The sequence below is a fragment of the Pseudomonas sp. Marseille-Q8238 genome, from assembly GCF_965111915.1.
This window is the reverse complement of the sequence record NZ_CBCOPI010000001.1, coordinates 4,701,909-4,725,169: the sequence shown is the minus strand read 5'-3', so window position 1 is coordinate 4,725,169 and position 23,261 is coordinate 4,701,909. Positions and strand designations below refer to the sequence as shown.

General features: G+C 63.5%; 27 protein-coding genes. 10 read left to right on the top strand and 17 right to left on the bottom strand.

Features of this window, described 5'->3' with window-relative positions; all coding sequences use genetic code 11:
• Window positions 1–92 precede the first annotated feature (92 nt).
• Window positions 93–1,580, bottom strand: a complete 1,488-nt coding sequence (locus ACWPW0_RS21760) for a YifB family Mg chelatase-like AAA ATPase (protein WP_454256530.1) — start codon at window positions 1,578–1,580, stop codon at window positions 93–95.
• A 42-nt stretch (window positions 1,581–1,622) separates the two neighbouring features.
• Entirely contained in the window at window positions 1,623–1,883 is a 261-nt protein-coding gene (locus tag ACWPW0_RS21755; RefSeq protein WP_447595010.1) for an accessory factor UbiK family protein, read from the bottom strand.
• Window positions 1,884–2,291: 408 nt separating this feature from the next.
• On the opposite strand from ACWPW0_RS21755, the gene glnK reads away from it, so the two are divergent.
• From glnK to sutA, 5 genes are all read left to right on the top strand, one after another.
• Entirely contained in the window at window positions 2,292–2,630 is a 339-nt protein-coding gene (gene glnK, locus ACWPW0_RS21750) for a P-II family nitrogen regulator (protein WP_021700071.1), read from the top strand.
• A 39-nt stretch (window positions 2,631–2,669) separates the two neighbouring features.
• On the top strand, window positions 2,670–3,986 hold the full coding sequence (locus ACWPW0_RS21745) for an ammonium transporter (protein WP_447595007.1): 1,317 nt from the start codon (window positions 2,670–2,672) through the stop codon (window positions 3,984–3,986).
• A 94-nt stretch (window positions 3,987–4,080) separates the two neighbouring features.
• Window positions 4,081–5,331: an ammonium transporter gene (locus ACWPW0_RS21740; RefSeq protein ID WP_454256529.1), complete on the top strand. Its 1,251-nt coding sequence runs from the start codon at window positions 4,081–4,083 to the stop codon at window positions 5,329–5,331.
• A 212-nt stretch (window positions 5,332–5,543) separates the two neighbouring features.
• Window positions 5,544–5,969 carry a secondary thiamine-phosphate synthase enzyme YjbQ gene (locus ACWPW0_RS21735; protein WP_447595004.1) on the top strand — a complete coding sequence of 142 codons (426 nt, stop codon included), beginning with the start codon at window positions 5,544–5,546 and terminating at the stop codon, window positions 5,967–5,969.
• Window positions 5,970–6,078: 109 nt separating this feature from the next.
• Window positions 6,079–6,408 carry a transcriptional regulator SutA gene (gene sutA / locus ACWPW0_RS21730; RefSeq protein WP_447595002.1) on the top strand — a complete coding sequence of 110 codons (330 nt, stop codon included), beginning with the start codon at window positions 6,079–6,081 and terminating at the stop codon, window positions 6,406–6,408.
• A 42-nt stretch (window positions 6,409–6,450) separates the two neighbouring features.
• On the opposite strand, the gene ACWPW0_RS21725 is transcribed toward sutA, so the two are convergent.
• From ACWPW0_RS21725 to lptM, 6 genes are all read right to left on the bottom strand, one after another.
• A complete protein-coding gene (locus ACWPW0_RS21725) occupies window positions 6,451–7,161 on the bottom strand; it encodes an HAD family hydrolase (protein WP_447595000.1) in 711 nt (236 codons plus the stop codon).
• Window positions 7,158–8,057, bottom strand: a complete 900-nt coding sequence (gene xerC, locus ACWPW0_RS21720; RefSeq protein ID WP_454256528.1) for a tyrosine recombinase XerC — start codon at window positions 8,055–8,057, stop codon at window positions 7,158–7,160. The genes ACWPW0_RS21725 and xerC overlap by 4 nt, the downstream gene beginning before the upstream one ends.
• Before the next feature lie 107 nt (window positions 8,058–8,164).
• Complete coding sequence (locus tag ACWPW0_RS21715) at window positions 8,165–8,866, bottom strand: DUF484 family protein (protein WP_454256527.1); 702 nt, start codon at window positions 8,864–8,866, stop codon at window positions 8,165–8,167.
• Window positions 8,863–9,693, bottom strand: coding sequence for a diaminopimelate epimerase (gene dapF / locus ACWPW0_RS21710; RefSeq protein ID WP_454256526.1), 831 nt, complete (start codon window positions 9,691–9,693; stop codon window positions 8,863–8,865). The genes ACWPW0_RS21715 and dapF overlap by 4 nt, the downstream gene beginning before the upstream one ends.
• Before the next feature lie 10 nt (window positions 9,694–9,703).
• Entirely contained in the window at window positions 9,704–10,951 is a 1,248-nt protein-coding gene (lysA, locus tag ACWPW0_RS21705) for a diaminopimelate decarboxylase (RefSeq protein ID WP_454256525.1), read from the bottom strand.
• A 9-nt stretch (window positions 10,952–10,960) separates the two neighbouring features.
• A complete protein-coding gene (lptM, locus tag ACWPW0_RS21700; protein ID WP_111946747.1) occupies window positions 10,961–11,098 on the bottom strand; it encodes an LPS translocon maturation chaperone LptM in 138 nt (45 codons plus the stop codon).
• A gap of 153 nt (window positions 11,099–11,251) precedes the next feature.
• On the opposite strand from lptM, the gene ACWPW0_RS21695 reads away from it, so the two are divergent.
• The 4 genes from ACWPW0_RS21695 to rnk all read left to right on the top strand — a co-directional run bounded on the left by ACWPW0_RS21695 (window position 11,252) and on the right by rnk (window position 13,356).
• Complete coding sequence (locus tag ACWPW0_RS21695; protein WP_454256524.1) at window positions 11,252–12,304, top strand: AraC family transcriptional regulator; 1,053 nt, start codon at window positions 11,252–11,254, stop codon at window positions 12,302–12,304.
• A gap of 11 nt (window positions 12,305–12,315) precedes the next feature.
• Complete coding sequence (gene cyaY / locus ACWPW0_RS21690) at window positions 12,316–12,648, top strand: iron donor protein CyaY (protein WP_447594989.1); 333 nt, start codon at window positions 12,316–12,318, stop codon at window positions 12,646–12,648.
• Complete coding sequence (locus tag ACWPW0_RS21685; protein ID WP_447594988.1) at window positions 12,620–12,835, top strand: DUF1289 domain-containing protein; 216 nt, start codon at window positions 12,620–12,622, stop codon at window positions 12,833–12,835. Before cyaY ends, ACWPW0_RS21685 begins: the two co-directional genes overlap by 29 nt.
• A 116-nt stretch (window positions 12,836–12,951) precedes the next feature.
• Complete coding sequence (rnk, locus tag ACWPW0_RS21680) at window positions 12,952–13,356, top strand: nucleoside diphosphate kinase regulator (RefSeq protein ID WP_454256780.1); 405 nt, start codon at window positions 12,952–12,954, stop codon at window positions 13,354–13,356.
• Window positions 13,357–13,448: 92 nt separating this feature from the next.
• Here rnk and ACWPW0_RS21675 read toward each other — a convergent pair whose 3' ends face one another.
• The 5 genes from ACWPW0_RS21675 to ACWPW0_RS21655 all read right to left on the bottom strand — a co-directional run bounded on the left by ACWPW0_RS21675 (window position 13,449) and on the right by ACWPW0_RS21655 (window position 18,668).
• The gene (locus ACWPW0_RS21675; RefSeq protein WP_454256523.1) at window positions 13,449–14,132 is read right to left on the bottom strand and encodes a glycine-rich domain-containing protein; all 684 of its coding nucleotides are present in this window, start codon (window positions 14,130–14,132) and stop codon (window positions 13,449–13,451) included.
• A gap of 30 nt (window positions 14,133–14,162) precedes the next feature.
• Entirely contained in the window at window positions 14,163–17,027 is a 2,865-nt protein-coding gene (locus ACWPW0_RS21670) for a class I adenylate cyclase (protein ID WP_454256522.1), read from the bottom strand.
• A 145-nt stretch (window positions 17,028–17,172) separates the two neighbouring features.
• Window positions 17,173–17,415 carry a TIGR02647 family protein gene (locus ACWPW0_RS21665; RefSeq protein WP_447594981.1) on the bottom strand — a complete coding sequence of 81 codons (243 nt, stop codon included), beginning with the start codon at window positions 17,413–17,415 and terminating at the stop codon, window positions 17,173–17,175.
• A gap of 90 nt (window positions 17,416–17,505) precedes the next feature.
• Window positions 17,506–18,288, bottom strand: a complete 783-nt coding sequence (locus ACWPW0_RS21660) for a substrate-binding periplasmic protein (RefSeq protein ID WP_454256521.1) — start codon at window positions 18,286–18,288, stop codon at window positions 17,506–17,508.
• Between the two features lie 95 nt (window positions 18,289–18,383).
• The gene (locus ACWPW0_RS21655) at window positions 18,384–18,668 is read right to left on the bottom strand and encodes a hypothetical protein (RefSeq protein WP_447594977.1); all 285 of its coding nucleotides are present in this window, start codon (window positions 18,666–18,668) and stop codon (window positions 18,384–18,386) included.
• A gap of 132 nt (window positions 18,669–18,800) precedes the next feature.
• Between ACWPW0_RS21655 and ACWPW0_RS21650 the strand changes: the two genes are divergently transcribed.
• Window positions 18,801–19,463, top strand: a complete 663-nt coding sequence (locus ACWPW0_RS21650) for a glutathione S-transferase family protein (protein ID WP_454256520.1) — start codon at window positions 18,801–18,803, stop codon at window positions 19,461–19,463.
• 262 nt (window positions 19,464–19,725) lie between these two features.
• On the opposite strand, the gene ACWPW0_RS21645 is transcribed toward ACWPW0_RS21650, so the two are convergent.
• The 4 genes from ACWPW0_RS21645 to argH form a co-directional block, all read right to left on the bottom strand.
• Window positions 19,726–20,478, bottom strand: a complete 753-nt coding sequence (locus ACWPW0_RS21645) for an endo alpha-1,4 polygalactosaminidase (RefSeq protein WP_454256519.1) — start codon at window positions 20,476–20,478, stop codon at window positions 19,726–19,728.
• Window positions 20,479–20,556: 78 nt separating this feature from the next.
• Window positions 20,557–21,036, bottom strand: a complete 480-nt coding sequence (locus ACWPW0_RS21640; protein ID WP_454256518.1) for an N-acetyltransferase family protein — start codon at window positions 21,034–21,036, stop codon at window positions 20,557–20,559.
• Window positions 21,037–21,067: 31 nt separating this feature from the next.
• Window positions 21,068–21,613, bottom strand: a complete 546-nt coding sequence (locus tag ACWPW0_RS21635) for a shikimate kinase (RefSeq protein WP_454256517.1) — start codon at window positions 21,611–21,613, stop codon at window positions 21,068–21,070.
• Window positions 21,610–23,004, bottom strand: coding sequence for an argininosuccinate lyase (gene argH / locus ACWPW0_RS21630; protein ID WP_454256516.1), 1,395 nt, complete (start codon window positions 23,002–23,004; stop codon window positions 21,610–21,612). Before argH ends, ACWPW0_RS21635 begins: the two co-directional genes overlap by 4 nt.
• Window positions 23,005–23,261 lie beyond the last annotated feature (257 nt).

Below are 23,261 nucleotides of genomic sequence, written 5' to 3'. Positions count from 1 at the left end.
ATCCTAGCATAGTCCGATAGTCAATATCTTTTCAGAGGCTAGCTTCGATAGCTTTCCCGGTGGTTCGTTCAGGTGATTTTACTCAGCGTAGTTCAGCCAGGACGGTATTGCAGGGCCTCACCCAGATGACGCCGGTCGATGGCATCGACCTCATCCAGGTCGGCCAGGGTGCGTGCCACCTTGAGCAGGCGATGGGCCGCGCGCAGCGAGAGGTTCAGGCGCTCGCAGGCCTGTTCCAGCCACTGTTGGTCGGTGCTACTCAAGCCGCAATGCTGGCGCAGCCCCGGCAGATCGAGAAAGGCATTCGCACAGCCCTGGCGCTGGACCTGGCGTTGACGGGCCTTGGCGACCTGCGCCGCAACGCGGGCACTGTTTTCGCCTGGTTGCGGCGTGGTGTGCAGAACGGTGCTCTCGCGGGCCACGGTCAGGTGCAGGTCGATGCGGTCGAGGAGCGGGCCGGAGAGCTTGCTGCGGTAGCGCTGGATCTGGTCCGGCGCGCAGCGGCAGCGCCCGCTCGGATCGCCCAGGTAACCGCAAGGGCAGGGATTCATCGCTGCGACCAGTTGGAAGCGTGCCGGGAAACGTACCTTGTCACGCGCCCGGGCGATCACGATGCAGCCTGATTCAAGGGGCTCGCGCAGGACTTCCAATACCTTGCGGTCGAACTCGGGAAGTTCATCGAGGAACAGAATGCCTTCGTGGGCCAAGGTAATTTCGCCGGGTTGCGGACGACTGCCTCCGCCGACCAGTGCCGGCCCGGATGCACTGTGGTGCGGTTGGCGAAAGGGTCTCTGTGGCCAGTGTTGCAGCGGGGCATGGCTGGCCACTGAGTGGATAGCGGCGACCTCCAGGGCTTCCCGCTCATCCAGTGGTGGCAGCAGGCCGGGCAGGCGACTGGCGAGCAAGGTCTTGCCCGTGCCGGGAGGGCCGGTAAAAAGCAGGTTATGTCCACCGCTGGCGGCGATCAGCAGGGCGCGTTTGGCGGCCAGTTGGCCTTGAACCTCGGACAGGTCCGGGTAGGGCTGTGTTTCTCGTAATAATCCTGTGGCCTGGTAAGGCTGCAACGGTGTATGGCCATTGAGGTGGGCGGCGATCTCCAGCAGATGATCGACGGCCAGTACGGGCAGGCCCGAAGCCAGGCAGGCTTCCTCGGCGTTGGCCTTGGGCACCACCAGCATGCGCTTGGCTGTACGGGCGGCGAGGGCAGCCGGCAAGACCCCCTGCACTGGACGCACCGCGCCAGACAGCGCCAGCTCGCCGAGGCATTCGAGGGTATCGAGGCCTTCTGCTGGAATCTGCCCGCTGGCTGCAAGAATGCCCAATGCAATGGCCAGGTCGAACCGGCCACCGTCCTTTGGCAAGTCTGCAGGGGCCAGATTCAATGTGATACGCCGCGCTGGAAAGTCGAAGCCGGAGTTGAGGATGGCGCTGCGCACGCGGTCCTTGCTCTCTTTGACGGCGGTTTCCGGCAGGCCGACCAGCGCCATGCTCGGCAGGCCATTGGCCAGATGGGCTTCGACGGTAACGGTGGGGGCTTCCACGCCGACCTGGGCGCGGCTGTGGACGATGGCCAGGGACATTGATCACTCCTTTGATCAGGTCACCGGCCGCTGATCGGAGGATCAGTCGGCAGGCGGTTTTTGCTGGGCTTCCAGTTCGGCGACCTTGGCTTCCAGCGCTTCGAGGCGTGCACGGGTGCGCGCCAGGACGGTCATCTGACTGTCGAATTCATCGCGGCTGACCAGGTCGAGCTTGCTGAACGCACTTTGTAGCAAGGACTTGAACTGGGCTTCGAATTCGCCGCGTGGCAGTGGCGTTTCCCCGTTGAACAGGCGCGAGGCATGGCTACTGAGGGCGTCGAGAAGGGCTTTGGGCGGCAGCATGTTGAAGGTTCCGATTACAGACGCGGCAGTGTAGCACGCAGCTTTTCTGGCTTTGCGCGGGTGGATTGCACGCTTTTCGCACATCCCCGTGGATCGCCGTGCACCATTTTTGTGCGTTGCAGGATGAGGGAGAGGGCTTGAAAAACCTGTTTGCTGGCTAAGTGCCTGAAAAAATCCACTTTTGCGAGAGCTGGCAAGGTTTCTGCTTAGTTGCCTGTGACGGGTGCACCGATGCAGTAACGGTTCACCAGGTGAGGCGGGGAAATGTTTCACCAGATGCGGTTGGTTGGCATCGGAAATAGCCGGCGTCATGGCGTCCGGTGCGTTTCAAAAGCCAGGCACTGCGCTTAGACTTGTTCGGGGTTCGTTTTTTCCTGGGGCAAGTCAACCAATACGGGAGAGAGTTTCATGAAGCTAGTCACTGCCATCATCAAGCCGTTCAAGCTGGACGACGTGCGCGAGTCACTGTCGGAGATCGGCGTGCAGGGCATTACCGTCACTGAAGTCAAAGGCTTCGGTCGGCAAAAGGGCCACACCGAGCTGTATCGCGGTGCGGAGTACGTGGTTGATTTCTTGCCGAAGGTGAAGATCGACGTGGCCATCGCTGATGACCAACTGGATCGTGTCATCGAGGCGATCACCAAGGCGGCCAACACCGGCAAGATTGGTGACGGCAAGATCTTCGTTGTCAATCTGGAACAGGCGATCCGTATCCGTACCGGCGAGACCGGCACAGACGCGGTTTAAGTAAGCCCCCGAACCCAACACGCCCCAGGAGAAAAACACATGACTCTGCGTAAGATCGCAGGGCTAGGAGCCCTTTTGTCTCTCGTTACCCCAGGCTTGGCCATGGCTGACGAGGCTGTTCTCAACTCTGGCGACACCGCCTGGATGCTGACTGCCACCGCACTGGTGCTGTTCATGACCATCCCGGGTTTGGCGCTGTTCTATGCCGGCATGGTGCGTTCCAAGAACGTGCTGTCGGTCATGATGCAATGCTTCGCCATCACCGGTGTGATGAGCATCCTCTGGTTCGTCTACGGCTACAGCCTGGCGTTCGATACCACCGGGATGGAAGCGGGCGTCACCAACTTCAATTCCTTCGTTGGCGGCTTGAGCAACTTGTTCCTCGGCAAGTTGACCAAGGACGCGTTGATCGGTGCCTTCCCGGAAAGCGTGTTCATCACCTTCCAGATGACCTTCGCGATCATCACCCCGGCCCTGATCGTCGGTGCCTTCGCCGAGCGCATGAAGTTCTCCGCGATGCTGATCTTCATGGTCGTCTGGTTCACCCTGGTCTACGCACCGATTGCCCACATGGTCTGGGGCGGTGAAGGTGGCCTGATGTGGGACTGGGGCGTGCTGGACTTCGCCGGTGGCACCGTGGTGCACATCAACGCCGGTATTGCCGGTCTGGTGGCGTGCATCGTGCTCGGCAAGCGTAAAGGCTACCCGACCACCGCCATGGCGCCGCACAACCTGGGTTACACCCTGATTGGTGCCGCGATGCTGTGGGTCGGCTGGTTCGGCTTCAACGCCGGCTCCGCTGCAGCAGCTGACGACACCGCTGGCATGGCCATGCTGGTCACCCAGATCGCCACCGCTGCCGCTGCCCTGGGCTGGATGTTCGCCGAGTGGATCACCCACGGTAAGCCGAGTGCCCTGGGCATCGCCTCCGGTGTGGTGGCCGGCCTGGTCGCCATCACCCCGGCTGCCGGCACTGTCGGTCCGGTTGGTGCGCTGATCATCGGTCTGGCTGCCGGCGTGATCTGCTTCTTCTGCGCCACCAGCCTGAAGCGCAAGCTGGGCTATGACGACTCCCTGGATGTGTTCGGTGTGCATGGTATCGGCGGTATCGTCGGCGCCCTGTTGACCGGTGCGTTCGCAGCCCCGGCGCTGGGTGGCTTCGGTGAAGTGACCAACATCGCCGGCCAACTGTGGATCCAGTTCAAAGGCGTTGCCTTCACGGTGATCTACACCGCGGTCATCACCTACATCATCCTCAAAGTGCTGGATCTGGTGATGGGCCTGCGTGTCAGCGAAGAGTCCGAGAGCGTTGGCCTCGACCTCTCCGAGCACAACGAACGCGGCTACAACCTGTAAGCCCTGCTGATGTGCAAAAAAAACGCCCGGTTCGCCGGGCGTTTTACTGTCTGCGCCCTTGCTGGCGCGATGCATTCGGTATCCCGGAGTACGTATGGAAAGCACGGCACTGATTCCCTTGCAGTATGCGCTGGACACCTTTTACCTGTTGATCAGCGGCGCCCTGGTGATGCTCATGGCTTCCGGTTTCGCCATGCTCGAGGCCGGTCTGGTGCGGGCGAAGAACACTGCGGAAATCCTCGCCAAGAACGTCACCCTCTACGCCCTGGCCAGCGTGATGTACCTGCTGGTCGGCTATTACCTGATGTACAACGGCCCGGCAGGGGGCGTGTGGCCGCATGTGGGCTTCCTGATCGGCAATGAGCATGCCGTCGAAGCGGTCAGCGCGGCGGGCAAGGACGCTCCGAGCTTTTCGGCGCGGGCGGATTTCTTCTTCCAGGTGGTGTTCGCCGCGACCTGCATGTCGATCATTTCCGGGGCGGTGGCAGAGCGTATGCGCCTGTGGGCCTTTCTCGCCTTTGCCGTGGTGATGTGTGGCGTGATCTATCCCATCGAGGGCTACTGGACCTGGGGCGGTGGCTTCCTCAAGCAGGTCGGCTTCAAGGACTTTGCCGGCTCGGGTGTCGTTCACCTGGCCGGTGCATCCGCGGCGTTGGCCGGCGTCATCCTGCTCGGTGCGCGGCGCGGCAAGTACGGCAACCATGGGCAGATCAATGCGATTCCGGGCGCCAATCTGCCGCTCGCGGCGTTGGGCACCTTGCTGCTGTGGGTCGGCTGGTTCGGCTTCAACGGCGGTTCGCAGCTGAAGATCAGCTCCATCGAGGATGCCAACGCGGTGGCCTCGGTGTTCGTCAACACCAACATGGCGGCGGCCGGTGGTTTGCTCGCCGCGCTGGTGGTGGCACGCATCCTGTTCGGCAAGGCTGACCTGACCATGATCCTCAATGGAGCGCTCGCCGGGTTGGTGGCGATCACCGCCGAGCCGTCGACGCCCACGGCAGTGCAGGCTTCCCTGATCGGTGCCGTGGGTGGCGTGCTGGTGGTGTTCAGCATTCTGCTGCTCGACAAGCTGCGTATCGATGATCCGGTCGGTGCCATCTCGGTGCACGGCGCGGGCGGCATCTGGGGGCTGTTGGCTGTACCCCTGACCAATAGCAGCGCCAGCCTCACCTCGCAGATGCTGGGTGCGGCCTGCATTTTTGCCTGGGTCTTCGTCGCCAGTCTGATCGTGTGGGGATTGATCAAACTAATCATGGGCCTGCGTGTCAGTGAGGAAGATGAGTACGAGGGCATGGATATCGTCGAGTGCGGTATGGAAGCCTATCCGGAGTTCACCCGCAAATAGTCCCTGAGCAGGTGTTGGCAAGGGGCGCTGCGGCGCCCTTTGTTTTTTCTGCGGGCGCCAAGGAGGCGTTGAATGTTCCATCGCAAGTCTGAGGGCCGTGTCTGTTTTGACGCGACGTGTTGCCGCGTTAAAACAGGCTCCGGTGCGGTTGTGATGACCCCGCAACAGACCCTAGAATGCGCGCCCAACGGGACACTGCAGGTGCGTGGGTGATGTGGCTACAACGGCTGATTACGCTTCGCCCTAGGGCACGTGGCTTTCATCTGGTGAGCGAGGAATTGCAGGCGGGTTTGCCGGAGTTGCGCCACTACCGTGTAGGCATATTACATCTGTGGCTGCAGCACACATCGGCTTCGCTGACGATCAACGAGAATGCCGATAGCGCAGTGCGACGTGACTTCGAACGCTTCTTTGATCGTCTTGTGCCGCAAGACGAGCAGGGCTACGAACATAACGACGAAGGTGCGGACGACCTGCCTGCACATTTCAAGTCCAGCCTGCTGGGCTGCCAGTTGAGTCTGCCGATAACCTCGGGACAACTGGCGCTGGGCACCTGGCAAGGAATTTATCTCGGTGAACACCGGGACAGGGGAGGCGCCCGCCGTGTGCTGGCGACTCTTCATGGCGAGACCAACTGAGGCATTGCTGCACGGTGTGTGGCGGGCCCGTGGATTTTTCCGGCGGCGTTTTGCAAAACGCGCCACTGGGCTATAACTAAACTGCTTTGCGCACGTCATGAGGTAGAACATGAGCGACGAAGAACTGGAACAAGACGAACTCGAAGTCGGTGATGAGGACGACGGCGAGGAACTGGCGGCGGCCGACGATGGTGCGGTCGATGACGATGACGACGGTGATGCCGGCGATGCGCCGAGCAAGCCTGGCAAGAAAGCCAAGGCCGCTGTCGAGGTCGATGAACTGCCGAGCATCGAAGCCAAGCAGAAAGAACGTGACGCCCTGGCCAAGGCCATGGAGGAGTTTCTTTCGCGCGGTGGCAAGGTGCAGGAAGTCGAGCCCAATGTGGTTGCCGACCCGCCCAAGAAGCCGGACAGCAAGTACGGCAGTCGCCCTATCTGAGCCCTGCCGTTACTGAAAAAGCCCGCCCCTTGGCGGGCTTTTTCATGCCTGGGTGGGCCGTTGCCAGCGTTCGAACAGCGCCGGCAATTCGGCCAGATTACGGACCTGGGCATCCGGCGCGGCGTCGCCGTTCCAGGTTTTGCCCTGCGGGTTGAACCAGACCGCGCGCATGCCGGCGGCACGGGCTCCAGCGATGTCGTCACTTGGGTGGTCGCCGATGTGTGCCGCCTGCCCGGCCTCGATGCCGGCGCGTTGCAAGGCGCTCTGGAAGGGCAGGGGATCGGGTTTGCCTATGCCCAGTTCCTCGGCGCACAGGGCGAAGCGGAAGTAGTCCGCCAGGCCCAGTCGGCGCACGTCGGCGTTACCGTTGGTGATCACGCCGAGCATGAAGCGGTTGGCCAGTTTCTCCAGTGTTTCATGCACTTCGGGAAACAGGGCCACCTGATGGCGCGCTTCGAGGAACACCTCGAAACCGGCGGCGGCCAGGTGTTGTGCCTCGTCATGGGCATAGCCGGCGTCTTCCAGGGCGTGGAACAGCAGGCGGCGGCGCAGTTCGCTGAGGCGGTGCCTGAGCGCCGGCTCGGCACTCAGCAGGCGGCTGCGCACGGCCCACAGGTGTTCCACCGGAACCGGGCCGAGGCGGGGGGCCTGGTCGGCCAGCCAGTCGCGCAGCACGGCTTCGGCGCTGTGCATCACGGGCGCCACGTCCCACAGGGTGTCATCGAGGTCGAAGGTAATCAGGCGCAGGCTCATTCGTCGTTTCTCGTACTGCGTTTGGCGCGAGGGTGGGCCTTGTCGTAGACCGTGGCCAGGTGCTGGAAATCCAGGTGGGTGTAGATCTGCGTGGTGGCGATGTCGGCGTGGCCGAGCAGTTCCTGCACGGCGCGCAGGTCCTGCGACGACTCCAGCATGTGGCTGGCGAAACTGTGCCGCAACATGTGAGGGTGCACATGTTGGCCCAGCTCGCGCACGCCGGCCTGGCGCACGCGCAATTGCACGGCGCGGGCACCGATGCGGCGGCCTTGCTGGCTGACGAACAGCGCGGCATCCGGCGGGTTGCTCAACTGGCGCAGCGGCAGCCACTGCTGCAGCGCTTCGCGGGCCTTGCTGCCGATGGGCAGTTCACGGGTCTTGTTGCCCTTGCCGCGCACACGCACCAGCCCGGCGGCCAGGTCGAGGCCGTCGAGGTCGAGGTTGACCAGTTCGGACAGGCGCAGGCCCGAGGAATAGAACAGCTCGAGCATGGCGTGGTCGCGACGGGCGATGAAGTCGTCTTCCACTGCGCCATCGAGCAGTTGCTGGGCGCGGTCGGCATCGAGGGTGCGCGGCAGGCGGCGCTCGCCCTTGGGCGGTGACAGCCCGCTGGCCGGGTCGTGCCGGCACAGGCCTTCACGAGCCAGGTAGTGATAGAGCCCGCGTACCGCCGACAATAGGCGAGCCAGCGAACGGCTGGCCTGGCCCTTGGCGTGCAGGCGGGCAATGAAGCCCCGCAGGCTGCGGCTGTCGAGGTCAATCCAGTGGTGGATGGCGTTCTTCTCGCAGAGGGCGAGAACGGTCAGCAGGTCACGGCGGTAGCCGTCGAGGGTGTGCGCCGACACCTGGCGCTCACTGCGCAGGTGTTCGAGGTAAGCATCCAATTGGTCGTGCATGGAGGCTCCTGGCGTGATGATTCGGGTCGGGCCGCGATCAGCGCCAAGCCCGTTGCTCGCGAAATCTCGGCGCTGGCCGACTCGCGAGCATGGCTCGCTTCTACAGGTCAGCGGACCGAGCGCAGCGGCGTGGCGAAGCGCGGCACTATCCGGGCGACCACTTCGGCGATGTAGCCGAGGAACAGTGTACCCAGCGAACTCTTGTAGTGTTGCGGGTCGGGACTGCCGATGGCCAACACGCCATGCAGGCCCTGGTGAGTGAGCGAGACCACGGCCGCCGAGCCAACCTTTTCTTGCTCGGCTTCGCCGAAGAGGAAGGCCAGTTCATGAGGGCGCAGCACGCCGCAGGTGGTCTTGCCGCCGCTGAGCAGCCCGCCGATTACCTGGTGCGCTTCCGCGCTGCTCACCGTGCGGCCCACGCCGAGTGGGCTGTCGCTGAACAGGATCAGGCTGACGAAGGGCACCTGGAAGGCATGGCGCAGGCTGTCTTCCACGGCGCTGACCACTTCTTCCAGGCTGCCAGCATCGAGCAGGTCGAGAATCAGGCGGCGGGTCTTGTCGAACAGGCGGTCGTTGTCGCGGGCCACGTCCATCAACTGCGACAGGCGATGGCGCATCTCGATGTTGCGCTCGCGCAACAATTTGACCTGGCGCTCTACCAGTGACACGGCTTCGCCCGGCAGGTGCGGGATGCGCAGTTCGGGGATCAGCTCTTCATGGTCGACGAAGAATTCCGGGTGCTGGCGCAAGTAGGCGGCCACGGTCGCGGAATCGAGCGGAACGGGTGGATCCTGGCGCTGATCGGTCATAAACGAACCTGTCCTTCGTACACGCGAACGGCGGGGCCGGTCATCATAACTGGCTGGCCGGGGCCTGCCCACTCGATGCACAGCTTGCCACCGGGCAGTTCCAGCTGCAGTGGCGAATCCATCCAACCCTGGCGAATCGCAGCCACCGCGGCAGCGCAGGCGCCGGTACCGCAGGCCTGGGTTTCCCCGGCGCCACGTTCCCACACGCGCAGGCGTGCGTGGTGGCGATCCTGCACCTGGAGGAAGCCGACATTGACCCGCTGCGGGAAGCGCGGGTGGTGTTCCAGTTTCGGGCCCAGGGTATGCACTGGCGCGTTGTCGACCGTGTCGACGCGCAGCACGGCATGCGGGTTGCCCATGGAGATCGCGGCCAGCTCGACGGTTTGTCCGTCCACGTCGACCGGGTAGCTCAGTGCCTCGTTGTCGGCCTGGAACGGGATGTCGGCCGGCACCAGGCGCGGTGGGCCCATGTCGACCGTGACCTGGCCATCGGGACGCAGGTTGAGTTCGATGATGCCGCCCTTGGTTTCGACACGAATGCGCTTTTTCACCGTCAGGCGCTTGTCGACGACGAAGCGGGCGAAGCAGCGGGCGCCGTTGCCGCACTGCTCCACTTCCGAGCCGTCAGCGTTGAAGATGCGGTAGCGGAAGTCGACATCCGGGCTGCCTGGTGCTTCGACGATCAGCAACTGATCGAAGCCGACGCCCGTGTGGCGGTCGCCCCACTGCTTGGCGTGCTTGGGCTGGATATGCGCGTGCTGGCTGATCAGGTCGAGGACCATGAAGTCGTTGCCCAGGCCGTGCATCTTGGTGAAGCGCAATAACATGATCGCGCCCTCACTGCGGCGGCAGGCTTTCGCCGGCGTAGAGTTCGGCCAGGGTTTCGCGGCGGCGCACCTCGAAGGCCTGCTCGCCATCCACCAGCACTTCGGCGGCGCGGCCACGGGTGTTGTAGTTCGAACTCATGACGAAACCGTAAGCGCCAGCCGAGCGCACGGCCAGCAGATCGCCTTCGGCCAGGGCCAGCTCGCGGTTCTTGGCGAGGAAGTCGCCGGTCTCGCAGATCGGTCCGACGATGTCGTACGTGCGCGGCTCGGCATCGCGAGGCTGCACCGGCACCACGTCCATCCAGGCCTGGTACAGGGCCGGGCGGATCAGGTCGTTCATCGCCGCGTCGACGATGGCGAAATCCTTGTGCTCGGTGTGCTTGAGGTATTCCACACGGGTCAGCAGCACGCCAGCGTTGGCGACAATGGAGCGGCCCGGCTCGAACACCAGGGCCAGGTCGCGACCCTGAATGCGTTCGCGCACGGCGGCGATGTAGTCGCCGGCCAGCGGCGGTTGCTCGTCACGGTACTGCACGCCCAGACCGCCACCGAGGTCGAGGTGGCGGATGCGGATGCCTTGCTCGGCCAGGTTGTCGATCAGCGCCAGCAGGCGATCGAGGGCATCGAGAAATGGCGGCAGGGTGGTCAGCTGTGAGCCGATATGGCAATCGACGCCAACGATTTCCAGGTTCGACAGGGCTGCAGCACGGGCGTATACGGCCGGCGCATCGGCGATGGCAATACCGAATTTGTTTTCTTTCAGGCCGGTGGAAATATACGGGTGGGTGCCGGCGTCGACGTCCGGGTTGACCCGCAGCGAGATCGCCGCGGTCTTGCCCAGTTCGGCGGCGACCACTTGCAGGCGCTCCAGCTCATCGGTGGACTCGACGTTGAAGCAGTGCACGCCGACTTCCAGCGCGCGACGCATGTCGTCACGGGTCTTGCCGACGCCGGAGAAAACGATCTTGCTCGGCTCGCCGCCGGCGGCCAGGGCGCGTTCCAGCTCACCCCGCGACACGATGTCAAAACCGGCGCCCAGACGTGCCAGGACGTTGAGTACGCCCAGGTTGGAGTTGGCTTTGACAGCGAAGCAGACCAGGTGGGGCATGCCGTTCAGGGCGTCGGCGTAGGCGCGGTACTGCGCCTCGATGTGGGCACGGGAATAGATATAGGTGGGCGTGCCGAAGCGTTCGGCAATTGCGGACAGGGCCACGCCCTCCGCGAACAGTTGCCCGTCGCGGTTGGTAAAGGCTTGCATGGAACCCCCTTAGAGGAAGATGTCTCTGTCGCGTTCTTTGGTCGTTTTCTCGTCGTCCGGGTGGTACAGCGGACCTTTCTGACCGCAGCCGGTAAGGGCGGCACAGAGAACGGCCAATGCGATGAAGGGCAGCAGCAGGCGCTTCATGGTGAATTCCTTTGCAAAATCATGAATGGGCAGGAGTATACCCACCCCCCGGCAGCTTGCCTATGCGCCAGGGCTCCCGCCCGACGGGGCCTGCAACCTGGCGTGCGGGGCCACGGCTTTGCAGATAGCATGCGCTTAAAAAATGGAGGTGCGATGGACAACTCGACCCCGCTTGCCAGCTCCGTGTCGGTCGCCTATCTGCAAGGTTTGCTGGACTACCTCGGGCGCCTGGGGTTCGCCAGCAACGCGTTGCTGGCGCATGTCCAGCTGAGTCCGGAGATCCTGACCCAGCGTGATCAGCGGGTAGCGGCCAGCGCCTACCTCGAACTGCTGGGCGAGGGTGTGCGCCTGACCGGCGATGAGCAGCTTGGGCTGCACCTTGGCGAGGCCATTCGGCCCGGCTACTACGGGGTGCTCGGTTACCTGATCATGAGTTGCGCGACCCTGGCCGATGCGCTGCACCGGCAAGCGCGCTATGCCGCATTGGTCGGCAACCTGGGCCGCGTGGAGCTGGACGACGAACCGCCGCGTCCGGGCATGGAGGCCTTGGTGGCTCATCGCTGGCACCCGCTCTTGGTGCAGCATCAGCGTTTGCATTGCGAGGAAACCCTGGTGGGCTGGATGACGTTCGGGCACTGGGTCAGCGGCCTGCAGATTCCGCCCACAGAGGTGCGGTTCCAATACCCGGCGCCGGCTGACATCACTGAATACCAGCGGGTTTTCGGTTGCCCGGTGCTTTTCGGTCAGGCCGATAACGCCCTGGTTTTCCCCAAGCGCCTGCTGGCTACACCGTTGGGACAGGCCGATGCCCAGCTGCGCCATCTGCTCGATGCGCATGCCGACCGCCTGCTCGGCGAGCTCAACCAGGGGCACCAGGTGCTCGACCGCGCCCGCCGTGAACTGGCACGACAGCTGCCCGAGCAGGGCGCTGATTTGGAGTCGCTGGCGCAGACCCTGCAACTCAGTCCGCGCACTTTACAGCGGCGTTTGCGCGAGGCCGGGTTATCCTTTAGCCAGTTGCTCGACGAGACGCGCGAGCAGCTGGTGCTGCATTATCTGCGCGACCCGGCGCTGGAGCTGGCGGAAATCGCCTTTCTCGTCGGGTTCAGCGAGACCGGTTCCCTGGCCCGCGCCTTTCGGCGCTGGACCGGACAAAGCCCCGGTGCCTACCGGCAGAACCAGGCCGACCCCGCATCCTTTTCCTGAGGTAGTTGTACATGAGTTTGAGCGAAGCCCGTTTCCATGACCTGATCGATGCCGCCCAGGAAATCGTGGAGGACGTATTCGATGACAGTGGTCTGGACATCGACCTGGAAAACTCCGCCGGCGTGCTGACCGTGCGTTTCGAGAACGGCACCCAGGTGATCCTCAGTCGCCAGGAGCCGCTACGTCAGCTGTGGGTGGCGGCTCGTTCCGGTGGCTTCCACTTCGACTATGACGAGGCGCAGGGTTTGTGGATCTGCGACACCAGCGAAGAGCCGCTGGGTGAGTTGCTGGCGCGGGTAACCCAGGAGCAGGCCGGTGAGCAGCTCGAGTTCGAAGAACTCTGATTCGACCGGCGTAGATGTCGTCGCATCACCCTGTCGGCGTCAGTGTTGCCTGGATGACGAGGATCAGTGCCTGGGCTGTGGCCGTCTGCTCAGCGAGATTCTCGATTGGAGCCGCTCGGACAGCCAGCAGCGCCGGGCCATCTGCCAGGCCGCACAAGAGCGGCTGAAGGCCCGCCCGCGGTTCTGACCGCCTGGTATTGCTTATTTGGCTGCCTGTGGTACGGTCAGGCCTTGTTTGCAAAACCCTGCCTTCGGGCGGGGTTTTGCTTTTTCTGGACTAACAGGAGATTGCCGGACGCCATGATCAGTACACCCCCGATCACTATCACCCGCCTCGACCTGCAGCGCCTGGAGCGTCTGCTCGACAGTCTGGAGGACTACGGCCCAGCCGCCGAAGCACTCGAAACAGAGCTGACGCGGGCCCAAGTGGTGGGCCACGATGAAGTGCCGGCCGGTGTGGTGACGATGAACTCGCGGGTGCATTGTCGTGAGGAGAGCAGTGGCAAGGACTATCACCTGACCCTGGTCTACCCGCAGGATGCCGGCCCCGAAGGCACCGTATCGATCCTGGCGCCGGTCGGCTGCGCCCTGCTGGGGTTGACGGTCGGTCAGCACATCGACTGGCCGGGCCCGGGCGGCAAGCTGCTCAAGCTGACCCTGCTGGACATCGAATACCAGCCTGAAGCGGCAGGTGATTTCGAGCGTTGATCCTGTGCTGCGGTGGTGTCTGCGGTGTGTCTCATACCGCCGCAGGCAGCCCGAGGCCTTTCCCATAAGCGTGCGTGGCTGAAGCCCCTGTCCTAGTCGCCGCCGCCTCCGCATCCGCTGCTGCACCCACTGCTACCACTGTCGCTGCTGCAGCCTGTGCTGCTGGTGGAGCTGGTATCGCCTCCCGAACTGCAACTGAAATGGCTGACGCAGAATGCGTTGTCGGCACCGATGCTGCCTGGCGCGGCGCCGCAATCAGGTCGATAGCTGAAGCCGTCGGCGATACTCAGCTCGGTATCCAGGGTGAACAACCAGGGCAACACGCGTGTTGTGTGGGGAGCAAGGCCGACGCGGGCACAAGCCAGCCGCCAGGTGCGCGTCATCGCTTCGGCGCTGGCGCTGGCGCTGGCATTGCGCAATGCATCATTCGGTGTGTGATGCAGGAATCGCCCCAGGCCTTTGCGGCAGAACTGGGCATACTGCTGGGTGTACAGAATGAATTCGTGCCACGCCACATCCACCGCCTGTGAAGGCATCGCAACCCTCTTATTTCCCGCCAGTCGGCACAACTGAAAGTACTCGCGTAGGCCGCGCAGCACCTTGTTGCCCTGTTCGGTTGTCAGGTGCGGGTAGCGCTGCAGCAGTTTGCTGTGCAGCCGCTCGGGAAACCGGTAATGGTCGAGGAACGCCTCGCGCTGGCGCTGCTTGGCTTTGCGCCATGCCCTGATGGCGAAGGCGATGCCTGCACCAATCAGTAACGTGGCAATCAGGCTCATGGGTGTTCCTTGTTTATGGCTGACGCAGGATCAGGCTGTCTGCAGCGCACGGTTGAGGGCGCCTTCCAACTCTGCCTTGTAGCGCAGGTAGTGGATGGTCTGGGTATGGCCGTCATCGAGAATGCGCGACAGGTCGAGGTCGGTGATGTAGCAGGGGTAGCGCTCGGCTTCCCGGCGCTGGGCGAGAATGTGGCGGGCCACGGCGCTGAACAGTTCGCTGCCATATTCCAGTTCGGAAAATTCGCGGTGGTTGCAGTACAGGGTGACATGCACCTGGGCCTGATCCGAGCGCTCGACGATGGCTTGTACGTCGTAGAACGGATGGCTGACCGACGCCTGCGGCGCTGCCCGGCGCTCCAGGTGGCGAGCGCGTTGCGGCGGGGCGGGCAAGACCTCGTAGTAGAGGACATCCAGTGCCGCGGGAGGCAGGGGTTCATCCAGGGGTAGCAGGGCATTGCGCCGGTACAACACCGATTGCAGAAAGCGCTGCAGGGGCGTCAGCAGGCTCTGTTCGTCCCGGTAGGGGAGGCGCTGACGCCAAAGCGCGTTGTACTCGTCGAGCACGCTGATCTCGGCCTGCTCGCCGTCGATCCGGTAGAACACCTGGATGCACTCCGGGCGCCCGGCCGGGAGGATCAGGGCCAGGTCCTCGCCTTCCAGGGCGTAGCGGTCCAGGCGTAGCGGGCTGTATTGCGCCTGTTCGTCGCCCAGGTGCTCGACCAGCATGGGCAGGTCGGACAAGGCGCAGTGGCTGACCTGGCCGGGGCGCAGGTCGAGCATGTGGTACTGCTGCTGGATCTGCAGCAGGTAGCGGCTGGCGCCGAGCGGATCGTCGAGGGAGCCCAGTACATCGCGGAACAGTTCTTCGACCCGCTGGGCAATGGCATTGGCCCGGTTGCGGCAGAAGCAGCGTACACGCAGGGTGGGCGGCGGCCGGTGGGCGGGCAGGCTGTTGAGAAAGTCGCGCAGGCAATCGAGCAGCGCATGAGGGCCGTCGTAGCGACTGACCAGCAGCTCGTTCCAGCTGTTCAGGCTGACCTGGTCGAGAGTCAGCACCAGGTTCTCGCGCACCCCGGCGTAGCCCAGCGAGTCGGTGCGCTCGGTGGTCATGTGCACGTTGAGCTGGCTGTGCGCCTTGAGCGGGTCGATGCCGACGTTGATCAGCAGCACCACTTCAGCCGGCTCGGCGCTGTGCAGCAGGGCTTCCTCGGCGACCGGTGGCAGTGGCAGCGGCAGTGCCTGTTGCAGGCTGGTGAGCAGGTTGGACAGCTCGAACTCGCTGAGGTCACTGCCGCCTGGGTGCAGCGACAGGCGGGTGCTGCTGTCGATCACGCTGTTGCGGTGGCACCAGGCGAGCAGTTCGATCAGTTCACGGGCCCGCTTGAGCGGGGCGAAGTCCGGCCATTCCTGGGTCGTCAGGCTGCCGTTATACAGCGCCCACTGGCTCTCGGTGCCGCTTTCGCCGCCACTGTGTACCAGGGTCAGGGTATCTTCGGCCAGGTCCGGCGCGATGCCCGGATTGATGAATTCGATCTTGCCGGCCTTGCGTTCGAACGCCGCGTACAGGCGCCGGCCGAGCACGCCGAGGTCGCGGCTATTGAGCGGGCTGGCAGCCTGTTGGGTGCGCGCGAAGGCGGAGAGGAAGCGGTAGCTGTAGGTCAGCTCGTTGACCAGGGCGCGGCGCTCCGCACTGACCTGGCGTACTTTCCATTGGCTGCGGCTATCGAGCATGGTCAGTGCGCGGGGCGTCCAGTTCCACTCTTTGGTCAGGCGTTCGAGCAGCAGGCGTTGCCAGCTTTTTGCCCGGTTGCGCGGTGGGCTGCTGAGCTTCTTGTTGACCTTGAGGTACAGGCAACGGCGGATCAGCTCCAGGCGTTCCAGCTCGCCACGGGCGGTGAGGTATTCCTCCAGGCGCCGGTACACGACGATGTACGGGTCGAGCTCGTCGAGGTCGAGCTGGTTGGCAAACACGGCCTGCTTGTAGCGCAGGCTCAGGCATTCCACCTGGGGATGTTCACTGGCGTAGACCTCGGTCAGCAGCAGTTTGAGCACCGATTTGTACGGCGATTCGATGCCCTTGAACAGCTGCCACATGCCGGCGCCGATGAACTCGCCAGGCGGGATGTGGGCCATGTGGCCGAGGTCGAGCACCTCGTCGGCGCGGATGAAACGCTTGCTCAGCAGGGCGTGGGTGTAGGCGCTGTAGTTGCTTTCCTCGTACACCGGCACCAGCCACCACAGCGGGGTGCGGCCGCCGAGCCAGATGGCCGTGCGGTAGAACTCGTCGAGCAGCAGGTAATGCTGGGTGGTGCCGCAGTCGTCCGAAGTCAGCTGGGCTTCGCGGTCGCCCAGGGTGAAGCGTGCCGGGTCGATGAGAAAGAAGTGGGTTTCCGCCCCCTGGGTCGCGGCCCAGGCTTCGAGCAGATCGCACTTCTTGCGCAGTTCCTGCAGGGCGCGGGCGTCGAGGTCGGGGGCATGGCAGACCCACAGGTCCATGTCGCTTTGCTCGGCCTGGGCCACGGTGCCCAGGCTGCCCATCAGGAACAGGCCGTGGATCGGCATGTTCGGTTTACCGCCCGTCGTACTGCTGCGGCGGGCCTTGTAGGAGAACGAGCGGGTCAGGCGCTGCGCTTCGGCCAGCAGGTCGTCGTCCGGCTCGAATCCGCTGAGCCCGGCTGGCGTGCTGCCGGAGACATAACCGGGCAGCAGCGGATGATTGACGTGCAGCAGCAGGGGTAGCAGGCGCAGGACCAGCTGCTGGCGTGTCGACAGTGCCTGCATGGCCCGCGCCAGGCGGCCATCGTTGATCTTGAGGAAGCGGGCGCGCAGTTGGCTCAGCACCTTGCGGTCGATGCCATCATTGATATCCGGGCGGATTTCCTGGGTGCGCGTCATGGCCTGCTCGAAACGGGGAATGAGCCAAGCCTACCAGCCGCAGACGGCCTCCGGCAGGGGGGGCTGGCCGCGGTCTGGCAGAAGAAATCATATCGCTCGGGCCGGATGCAGCCGATCCGGTGCGTAGCGGGTGCTGGGTCGGTGCTCAGGCAGGTTGCGGCGTAAGGATGGTCAGCAGAGCCTGGGCGTGCTCGGCGGCATCCAGGCCGAGGCTGGTGAGGTAGCCGCCGTCGGCCTGGGTGACCAGCCCTTTTTCGTACAGGCGGGTAATCGCCCCCTGGGTTTTCGACGTGGCGTTGTTATGCACCTTGAGCCCTTCCTGCACGTTTTCCAGGTTGTACAGGGCGAGGATTTCCAGCTCGGCGATCAGTTCGGGGGTGTAGGCCATGGGAAACTCCGGTTCTTGTTGTTCTGAGCTACCAGCCCGAGCCGGTAGCGGGTGGGTGAGTGGGTGTCTGGGCAGTGTAGCGAGTGTGGCTCACTGCAGCGTTTGAGTATGCTGCCACTGTTTGAGGATTTCCCGATAGCGGCCATTTTCCTGTATCCGGCGAATGCCTTCATCGAAGCGTTGCAGCAGGACGGCGGCCTGGCTGTGCTGGCGTGAAAAGGTCAGGTACAGCTGCGGCCGGTGCACGGTAGCAACCGGCACGAACTGGTTGGCCAGCTCCGGGTATTCGTCGAACAGGGCATGGGCCGTGCCCTGGAAGGCAACGGTGAAGTCGACCCGTCGGTGCAGCAGCATGCGGAATCCATTGAGGTCCTTGCGCACGGCCACCCGGCGGATGTTTTCCATTTCGTCGAAGGTGCTGCCGTACTCGTAGCCGATGGTCACGGCCACCTGGCGTTGGCCGATCTGTTCGAGACGGTTCAGTGGCCGGGCTTCATCGCGGCGTGCCCAGAGCAGGATGTCATCGCTGAATAGCGGCGTCTGGGGCAACTGGTATTGCGAGGCGATGCGTGCATCTGGCGAGGTATTGAAGCAGGCGACCAGTTGACCATTGCGGGCCATTTCCATGCAGCGCGCATAAGGGTAGGGCTGCAGTTCGATCTGCACGCCGCTGGCGTCGAACGCGGCCTGGACAATGTCCACGGACATGCCCTGGACCTTGCCATCCTTGTAGGCGGTGTAGGGGAACCAGTCGTCTTCGGCGCCAATGCGATAGACCTCGGCCCGGGCAGGTGGCATGCCCAGGCACAGGAGGAGCGCAAACAGGGTGGCGAGCACGCCAGGCCGAAGGCCGTTGTGACACAGTTCGGGCATCCGCTGAAGTGTCCATCCACGGCAGAGTTGTCCCCACCATAGCAGCGCTGCCCGGCACGCTGGAAGGCATACAGATCAATATTCGGTACAGGTAATCAGTCTGCCGAGGCGTCTTCAGGCAGCGTCGGCAGGGCGCGCAGTGCCTGTTCGTACCAGGCCTGGTCGAATGGGCGATCGGCGCGCAGCATGGCGTCGATCTCATGGGCCAATACCAGTGCCATCAGTTCGAGGATTTCCTCGCGCGGGTAGCCCACCAGGGTCAACTTGTTATAGGTGGCCTTGGCGGCTGGCGGGCTGTCGGCCTCCAGCTGGTTTTCGATGGCCTGGATCAGGGTCGCTTCGGTGAAGGCCTCTTCGTCGTTGTCGTCGTGTTCGCTCATGCCAGGTTCCTCATGCAAAGGTCGCCAGTTTGCCACGGCGGAAACGTTCGCTGGTCATTCAGGTCGCTGATAGACGCCACAGCACATCCTCTATCCGCTATAACCAGGCTTTCCCCCGTCCTGGATATCACCATGCTCAGACTCCATGGATTTGCCGTCAGCAACTACTACAACATGGTCAAGCTGGCTCTGTTGGAAAAGGGCATCCCGTTCGAAACGGTTACCGTACACGGTAGCCAGACCCCTGAATTCCTGGCCATCAGCCCGCGTGGCAAGGTGCCGGTGCTGCAGACCGAACACGGCTATATCAACGAAACCAGCGCGATTCTGGAGTTCCTCGAAAGCTATTCCCCGGACAGCCCCCTGCTGCCTGCCGACCCGGCGGCGCGGGCGCAGACCCGTGCACTGATGCGGGAAATCGAGCTGTACATCGAACTGCCGGCCCGCGCCTGCTACCCGCAGGCATTCTTCGGTTTCGCCCTCGATGAAGCAATTACCCGCAAGGCGCGGGACGAGCTGCTCGCCGGTGTGGCGACACTGAAGCGCCATGGCAAGTTTGCCCCCTACGTCGCGGGTGACCAGTTCAGCCTGGCGGACCTGTATTTCCTCTATAGCCTCGACCTGGCCTGTGGCGTTGGCCAGAACGTTTTCGGCCTCGATCTGCTGGAGGATTTTGCCCAGGCGCGCGAGCTGCTCGACTTGCTGGGGTGTAACCCGAATGTGCAACGCATCGCCGCCGATCGCGAAGCCGAGATGGCCGACTTTATCGCGCTGCGCAGCGCTGGTCGTACCTAGGATCTGTCGCCGTTTCGACACGGATGTTGGGATCGAGGCAATTGCGGACGTTCGACCTTTGCGTTTCATCACGCACTGGTTGGTGGGCTGAAGCCCACCCTACAGAGTTATACCCCCGCGTAGGGTGGGCTTCAGCCCACCAATTGCGGTGTCCGCTTGTGCCTCAAAGAAGTCCTTTCGAGGGCCTAGTTTGAAATAACCTCCATAACATCCAATGATGTTGTATCGAATAGGCAACGACGCCTAGGTTCGCCAGCAGAACCTAGGGGCAAGGCGTCCCGATGCCATCGAGTGCCAGGGCGAAGAACTGCAGGCGGTAACCGGAGCTGGCTGCCTGGCGGCAGAGCTTCTCGTCGTAGTCGCCGTACTCGGCGATGAATACCGGTTTGCCCTGGCGACGCAGTGCCTGGTAACGGTCGCACTCCTTGTACTGGTAGCAGCTCTCGTTCACCGCGAAGTCGACGTGCTCGGCCAGTTGCGGGAGCAGTTCGACGGCATTCTTCAGGCCGACCAGCAGGCCACGCTGGTGTGCGGCATCGGTCAGCCAGTGGATAAAGTCGAGCTGCTGGCTTTTGCTCAGGTGCAGGCCGTTGTCATTGCTGTAGCCGTCGATATTATCCGGGTCCACGCCATCGCAGCCTTTGCGTTTGGCCAGGTCCAGGCGGGCACTGAGCAGGGTGCGTACGTCATTGCGGCGGATATCCAGCCAGCGCTCGCCGGGCCAGTCGGGCAGTGGCTTGCCCAGTGCGACGCGCGGGTAGCGGGCGGCATCACTGCGCCAGTCTTCCCAGGTGCCGGCGCTGAAATAGCACAGCACGATGCGGCCCTGGCGCTGCAGATCGGCGATGGTGTCCTGGTGGGTGTCGTACAGGTCGACGTTGTACACCTGCCGTGCTGGCGTCTCCAGTGGGCCGCTGAGTTGCATGTGCCAGCTGCTGTCGGCGGGAATCGCCTGCGGCGTGGCGTGGGCGCCGGAGAAAACGAGCAGAACGGTCAGGGCTAGTAGAGGGCGCATGGCGGGCTATCGGATGGCCAGGATCGGCGCAGCATACGCGAGCGCTGCCCGATAGCGTGACAGTGCCCGCCCGGCGGCTCAGCCGGCCGCGAAGTCCGTCAGTGCCTGACCGGTCATGCGGTAGATGATCCACTCGTCCTGCGGCTTGGCGCCGATGGATTGGTAGAACTGAATGGCCGGCTCGTTCCAGTCCAGCACAGACCATTCGAAGCGCCCGCAGCCCTTGGCCACGGCAATCTGCGCCAGGTGACGGAGGATTGCCTTGCCCGCGCCGAGACTGCGTTGCTCCGGGCTGACATAGAGGTCTTCGAGGTACAGGCCGTGCTTGCCCAGCCAGGTCGAGTAGTTGAAGAAATACACGGCATAGCCGATTGGCACGCCGTCGTATTCGCAGATCAGCCCATGGGTGGTGCTGGCTTCGCCGAACAGGCTGGCTTCGATGCCGGCCACGTCGGTCTTCACTTCATGCTCGGCCTTTTCATAGATCGCCAGGTCGGTGATGAAACGCAGGATCAGCGCGGCGTCTTCGCGTGTGGCGGGGCGGATGTTCAGGGACATGGCGATGACTTCCGTAAGAAAACAATGAGGGTTAGCGAACCGCCAGACTGGCCAGGAAGGCTTCGACGGCCTCGCGTGAATCCAGGCGCAGGTAACGGCATTGCGCCGGCGCATTGCGCATCTCGTCCCCATAGCGTTGCCGATAGATGGCATGGCGCGTCCAGGTCCAGGCGAGAATGGATTGCCTGGGGTTGAGCTTGAACAAATTGCTCCAGCGTTCGCGGTTGCCGTTCCACAGCTCCTCGCGGGTGGTCAGGCGCCGCAAGGTGCGCCACAGCACCTGGCGCATGACCTTGGGCCGCGGCAGGTCGAGCCAGATCACCATGTCGGAGCGTTCGCGCACCAGGGGACGTACGGCCGAGTAATTGCCTTCCACCACCCAGCCATCGCCGTGCAACGCTTCACGCGTCACCTGCTGGAATTGTTCGGTGGGCAGCGGCTGCCAGTTGGGCTGGTGAAACAAGGCATCCAGCTCGATATGCCGATAGCCCAGGTGCTGCGCCAGGCGGCGCGACAAGGTGGTCTTGCCGGCGCCTGAGCAACCCACCACCGAAATGCGGCGGCCGGGTGGGGTCATCGGGAAGCGAGCAGGGCTTTACCGCGTGCCACAGCTTCGCGCACCTGGTTTGGCGCCGTGCCGCCGATGTGATTGCGCGCGTTCACCGAGCCTTCCAGGGTCAGCACGGCGAAAACGTCGTCACCAATCTGGTCGCTGAACTGACGCAGTTCGGTCAGGGTCATCTCGGCCAGGTCCTTGCCGGAGTCGACGCCGTACTTCACTGCGTGGCCGACGATTTCGTGGCAGTCGCGGAACGGCAGGCCCTTGCGCACCAGATAGTCGGCGAGATCGGTGGCGGTGGAGAAGCCACGGCGCGCCGCTTCGCGCATCATTTCGCGCTTGGGCTTGATCGCCGGAACCATGTCGGCGAACGCACGCAGCGAATCACGCAGGGTGTCGGCGGCGTCGAACAGCGGTTCCTTGTCTTCCTGGTTGTCCTTGTTGTAGGCCAGCGGCTGGCCCTTCATCAGGGTCAGCAGGCCCATCAGCGCGCCGAATACGCGGCCGGATTTGCCACGCACCAGTTCCGGCACGTCGGGGTTCTTCTTCTGCGGCATGATCGAGGAGCCGGTGCAAAAACGATCCGGCAGGTCGATGAACTGGAACTGCGCGGAGGTCCAGAGCACCAGTTCTTCGGAGAAGCGCGACAGGTGCATCATCGCCAGCGAGGCGGCGGCACAGAATTCGATGGCGAAGTCGCGGTCGGACACGCCGTCCAGCGAGTTGCCACCAACGGCGTCGAAACCGAGCAGTTCTGCGGTGATCTCGCGTTGAATCGGGTAGGTAGTGCCAGCCAGGGCGGCCGAGCCGAGCGGCAGGCGGTTGACCCGCTTGCGACAGTCGACCAGGCGCTCGTAGTCGCGGCTGAGCATCTCGAACCAGGCCAGCAGGTGGTGGCCGAAGGTCACCGGTTGTGCGGTCTGCAGGTGGGTGAAGCCGGGCATGATGGTGTCCGCTTCCGTTTCGGCCAGGCCGACCAGGCCCTGTTGCAGGCGGGTGATCTCGGCCAGGATCAGGTCGATCTCGTCACGCAGCCACAAGCGGATATCGGTAGCGACCTGGTCGTTGCGCGAACGGCCGGTGTGCAGCTTCTTGCCGGTCACGCCGATACGGTCGGTCAGGCGTGCTTCGATGTTCATGTGCACGTCTTCCAGGTCGACGCGCCAGTCGAAGCTGCCGGCTTCGATCTCGCCCTGGATTTCCTTCAGGCCTTTTTCGATGGCATCGCGCTCATCGCTCGTCAGCACACCGACCTTGGCCAGCATGGTGGCGTGGGCGATGGAGCCCATGATGTCGTGGCGATAGAGGCGCTTGTCGAACTCGACGGAGGCGGTGAAACGGGCGACGAAGGCATCGACTGGCTCGCTGAAACGGCCACCCCAGGACTGGTTGGTTTTCTCGGTGCTCATGACAGAACTCGTGCGAAAGACAGGCGCGGTGCCTGCGGAACGGAAAAAGTGTGTCGATAATAACAGCGTTGCCAAGAAAACCGGCCACCTGAGGCGCGGTTGATGTTTACTCGCACCTTTGGCGTGGCTATGCAGCCAGGTCAGTCCATGCGGTACGAGCGCACCTGGTCACCCTGCTCGCGCTCCCGTGGTGGTCGGCTCTCATTTTTCCTTGCTGAAACGTAAAGCCTCGTTGTCAGCCTGGTGCACAAGGACAT